Annotated in this window: 4 protein-coding genes; 2 read left to right on the top strand and 2 right to left on the bottom strand. The window is 70.5% G+C overall.

All coding sequences use genetic code 11. The annotated features are described in order from the left end of the window. Positions 1-405: ABC transporter permease (locus OU415_RS37930; RefSeq protein ID WP_408642003.1), on the bottom strand; the 405-nt coding region annotated here is incomplete at its 3' end. Then, on the bottom strand, positions 398-1909 hold the full coding sequence (locus OU415_RS37925; protein ID WP_270954632.1) for a sugar ABC transporter ATP-binding protein: 1512 nt from the start codon (positions 1907-1909) through the stop codon (positions 398-400). The genes OU415_RS37930 and OU415_RS37925, both read right to left, overlap by 8 nt. A 174-nt stretch (positions 1910-2083) precedes the next feature. Between OU415_RS37925 and OU415_RS37920 the strand changes: the two genes are divergently transcribed. Further along, on the top strand, positions 2084-3061 hold the full coding sequence (locus tag OU415_RS37920) for a LacI family DNA-binding transcriptional regulator (RefSeq protein ID WP_270954631.1): 978 nt from the start codon (positions 2084-2086) through the stop codon (positions 3059-3061). A 343-nt stretch (positions 3062-3404) separates the two neighbouring features. Next, on the top strand, positions 3405-4112 hold the full coding sequence (locus OU415_RS37915) for a M50 family metallopeptidase (protein WP_270954630.1): 708 nt from the start codon (positions 3405-3407) through the stop codon (positions 4110-4112). Positions 4113-4131: the final 19 nt, after the last annotated feature.

Raw genomic sequence — 4131 nt, 5'->3', positions numbered from 1 at the left:
GAGCATCGCCAGCGTCGCGATGAACGGCGGCACCCGGCCCGCGGTGATCAGCACACCGCTGAGCAGACCGGCCACCGCACCGGCGGCCAGACCGATCGGGACCGCCAGCCACAGCGGAAGACCGGCCGAGGTCACCGCCCAGCCGGCGACGATCCCGGCCAACCCGGCGACGCTGCCCACCGACAGGTCGATGCCGCCGCTGACGATCACGAACGTCATGCCGAACGCCAGCACCGCCACCACGGACGCCTGCACGCCCACGTTGAGCAGGTTGTTCGGGGTCAGGAAGTCCGGTGACAACAGCGCCAGCAGGACCACCAGCGCGACCAGCCCGCCCAGCGGACCGCCCGCGCGGCCGAGCGCGGCCCGCCAGCGGGGGGTGGTGCCGACCTCGTTGTCAGGCATCGCTTTCTCCTCCGGTGTTCTCCGCCGAGACGGCGAGCGCCAGCACGCGCTCCTGAGTCGCCTCGGCACCGTCCAGCTCGCCGCGCAGCCGTCCATCGGCCATCACCAGCACGCGATCGCTGAGCCCGAGCAGCTCGGGCAGATCGCTGGAGACGACGAGCACCGTGGTGCCCGCGCGGGCGAGTTCGTTGATGAGTTCGTAGATCTCGGCGCGGGCACCGACGTCGATGCCGCGCGTGGGTTCGTCGAGGATGAGCACCCGCGGCTCGGCCAGCAGCCACTTGCCGATGACGATCTTCTGCTGGTTGCCGCCGGAGAGCGCCAGCGCGGGCTGGTCCAGCCCGGGGGTGCGGATCCGCAGCCGCTGCACCGACTCCGCGGCTTCGCGCCGCTGCGCAGCGAGGTCGACCAGGCCGGCCTTGGTGCGGTCGGAAATCGTTGCCATGCCGAGGTTCTCGGCCACCGAAGCACCCAGCACCAGGCCCTGCCCGGCGCGGTCCTCGGGGACCAGCGCGAGACCTGCGGCGCGGGCCGCGGCGATGTCGCCGGACGGGATCGAGCGCCCGCCGACCAGCACTTCGCCCCGGTCGTAGCGGTCGGCGCCGAACAGCGCGCGCACCAGCTCGGTGCGTCCCGCGCCGACCAGGCCGCCGATGCCCAGCACCTCGCCGGCCCGCGCGGTGAAGCTGATGTCGGACAGCACGCCGTAGCTGGTCAGGCCGCGGACCTCCAGCTGCACGTCGCCGATCTCGGCCTCGCGGGGCGGGTACTGCTGGTCGACGCTGCGGCCGACCATGAGCCGCACCAGCTCGGCCTGATCGGTGTCGGCGGGCACCTCGCCCACCTTGGTGCCGTCGCGCAGCACGCTGACCCGGTCGCCGATCTCGGCGACCTCGTCGAGCAGGTGCGAGATGAACACGACGCCGACGCCCTGCGCGGTGAGGTCGCCGACGATGCCGAACAGCCTGTCCACTTCGGACCGGCTGAGCACCGCGGTCGGCTCGTCCATGATCAGGAAGCGGGTGTCCAGGCTGAGCGCCTTGGCGATCTCCACCAGCTGCCGGTGCGCGACGCCGAGCTCGCCGACGATCGCGTCCACGTCGAGGTCCAGGCCCATCCGCTCGATCAGCTCGCGCGCCTGGCGGCGCATCGCGCGGCGGTCGATCACGCCGAAGCGGCGGGGCGGACGGCCCAGGTAGATGTTCTCGGCCACGGTCAGCTGCGGGACCAGCGCCATCTCCTGGTGGATGGTGGCGATGCCCAGCCGTTCGGCGTCCTCGGGGCCGTGGAAGCGCACCTGCTTCCCGTCCACCCGGATCTCCCCGGTGTCCGGGCGGTGCGCCCCGGCGATCATCTTGATCAGCGTGCTCTTGCCCGCGCCGTTCTCCCCGAGCAGCACGTGCACCTCGCCCGGGCGCAGGTCGAAGTCCACGGCGTCCAGGGCGCGCACACCGGGGTAGATCTTGGAGACCCCGATCAGCTCCAGATGCCCGTCGTCGGCCATCACGGTCAGCTCCACTCGTCGTTGAGCGCGGAAACTGTAATCGGTTTCCGTAGCTGGGCCACAATGAACGATGGGCGATCGGCTGTCAAGTGGCGAAACTCGGAGCGAAACCGATTACACTCCGATCGGCCGTGCGGCAACGGAGCACGCACGACCCCGAGCGGAGGAGGTGGCGTGGGCGTCACGATCCACGATGTGGCGGCGCGAGCCGGGGTTTCGGTGGCGACGGCGTCCCGCGCGCTGTCCGGCCAGCGCGGAGTGCGCGCGGCCAACCGGGACAAGGTGCTCGCGGCGGCGCGCGAGCTCGACTACGAGCCCAACGTCGTGGCGGCATCGCTGCGCAGCCGCACCACGCACACCATCGGCATGGTCGTGCCCCGGATCTCGAACCCGTTCTTCGCCACGCTCGTCGAGTCGATCGAGAAGCAGCTGCACGACGGCCAGCGCAGCCTGCTGCTGGCCAACTCGCACTACGAACCGGAGGTCGAGCAGCGCCAGGTGCGCGCGCTGCTGGACCGCCGCGTCGACGCGCTGATCATGATCCCGTGCCACCGCGAGCGCAGCGGTGAAGCGCTGACCACGGCCGCGGCCCGGATCCCGGTGATCCAGCTCGACCTGCGGGTGGACGGCTTCGCGGGCAGCTGGGTCGGCGTGGACAACGAGGCCGGGGTCTGGCAGGTGGTCCGGCACCTGACCGAGCGCGGCGCCCGGCGGCTGGTGTTCGTCGGGGCGCAGCCCACCGACTCGGCTGCTCAGGCCCGCCTGGACGGTTTCCGGCGAGCGGTCGGCGATGGTGATGACGTGCTGCTGGGCGACTTCAGCAAGGAGTGGGGGCAGCAGGCGGCTCTGCGGCTGCTGGAGCGGGATTCGCTGCCCGACGGCATCGTCTGCGGCAACGACACGATCGCCCTCGGCGTGCTCGGCGAACTGGCGAACAGCGGTGTCCGCGTCCCGGAGGACGTCCTGGTCGCGGGCTTCGACGACATCCCCTACGCCGAACTCGCCCAACCGGCCCTGACGACGGTCCGCCAACCCCAGGAGCAGATCGCGGCGGAAGCGGTCCGAGGCCTCGACGCCCGCCTCTCCGGAGACGAAACAACCCCCCGGAGCATCGCGATCACCCCGGACCTGATCATCCGCTCCTCCACCTGACCCCGACCCGGCCTGATCTTCGGTCCGATCCCGCATCGTGGACCACAGTTTCAATGGAAACTGTGATCCGCCGTGCCTGGGTTCCGCAGTTTCAATTGAAACTGCGGTCCCCCGGCGTGTCGGGACCCGACATGCCGACGGGTGTGGACAGGTCGGCCTGGCTGTGGAGAACTTCCGCAAGTTCAATGGAAATCGGAGGTCTGATTTCCATTGAAATTGCGGGTTTGACCGGATCGGGGACGGCGGAGCGGGGTGGATGGGGGTGGGAATCGCCGGGGTCGGGTCGTTCGGGTGTTCGGATAGTGTGGGGCGCGACCTGTACCCGGAACGCCAGGTGTCTACTGTGGACGAATTAGTGCGGGAGTGGACCGCGCAGCTGCTCGACTCCGGCAACGTCGCCGCGCTGATCGCGGGCCTGATCTCGCTGGTCCTGGTGGTCAACCGCGCCACCTGGCTGCCGCTGCGCAACGTCGTGACCATCGCGCACGAAGGCGGGCACGCGGTGATCGCGCTGCTCAGCGGTCGCAAGCTCAACGGCATCCGCCTGCACTCCGACACCTCCGGGCTCACCGTGTCGACGGGCAAGGCGACCGGGCCGGGCATGGTCTTCACCCTGTTCGCCGGGTATCCGGCGGTGTCGCTGCTCGGTCTCGGTGGCGCGTGGCTGGTGACCGCGGACCTGGCGCACGTGATGCTGTGGGGCTGCCTGGTGCTGCTGGCGGCGATGCTGCTCGCCATCCGCAACGCCTACGGCGTGCTGTCGATCCTGCTCACCGGCGGCGCTGTCTTCGCGGTGGTCTGGTTCGCGACTCCGGCGTGGCAGGCGTTGTGCAGCGCCCTGCTGAGCTGGTTCCTGCTCATCGGCGGGCTGCGCCCGATCGGCGAGCTGAGCCGCAAGCGCTCGCGCGGCAGGGCGGCCAACTCCGACGCCGACCAGCTCGCCCGCCTGACCAGAACGCCCCCCGGCCTCTGGCTGACCACCTGGTACCTCCTCGGTCTGGTCGCGCTGGTCCTCGGCGGAACCTGGCTCCTCCTGATGCCGCAGGTCTGATCGGTCGTGAGTGCGTAAC

It is taken from the genome of Saccharopolyspora oryzae (assembly GCF_027853915.1).
Taxonomy (GTDB): Bacteria; Actinomycetota; Actinomycetes; order Mycobacteriales; family Pseudonocardiaceae; genus Saccharopolyspora; species Saccharopolyspora oryzae.
This window is presented reverse-complemented; position numbering and strand designations above follow the sequence as displayed.

Coding starts and splice junctions, on each gene's coding strand:
- OU415_RS37925 (WP_270954632.1), bottom strand. CDS start 1,909: ATGGCCGACGACGGGCATCTGGAGCTGATCGGGGTCTCCAAGATCTAC.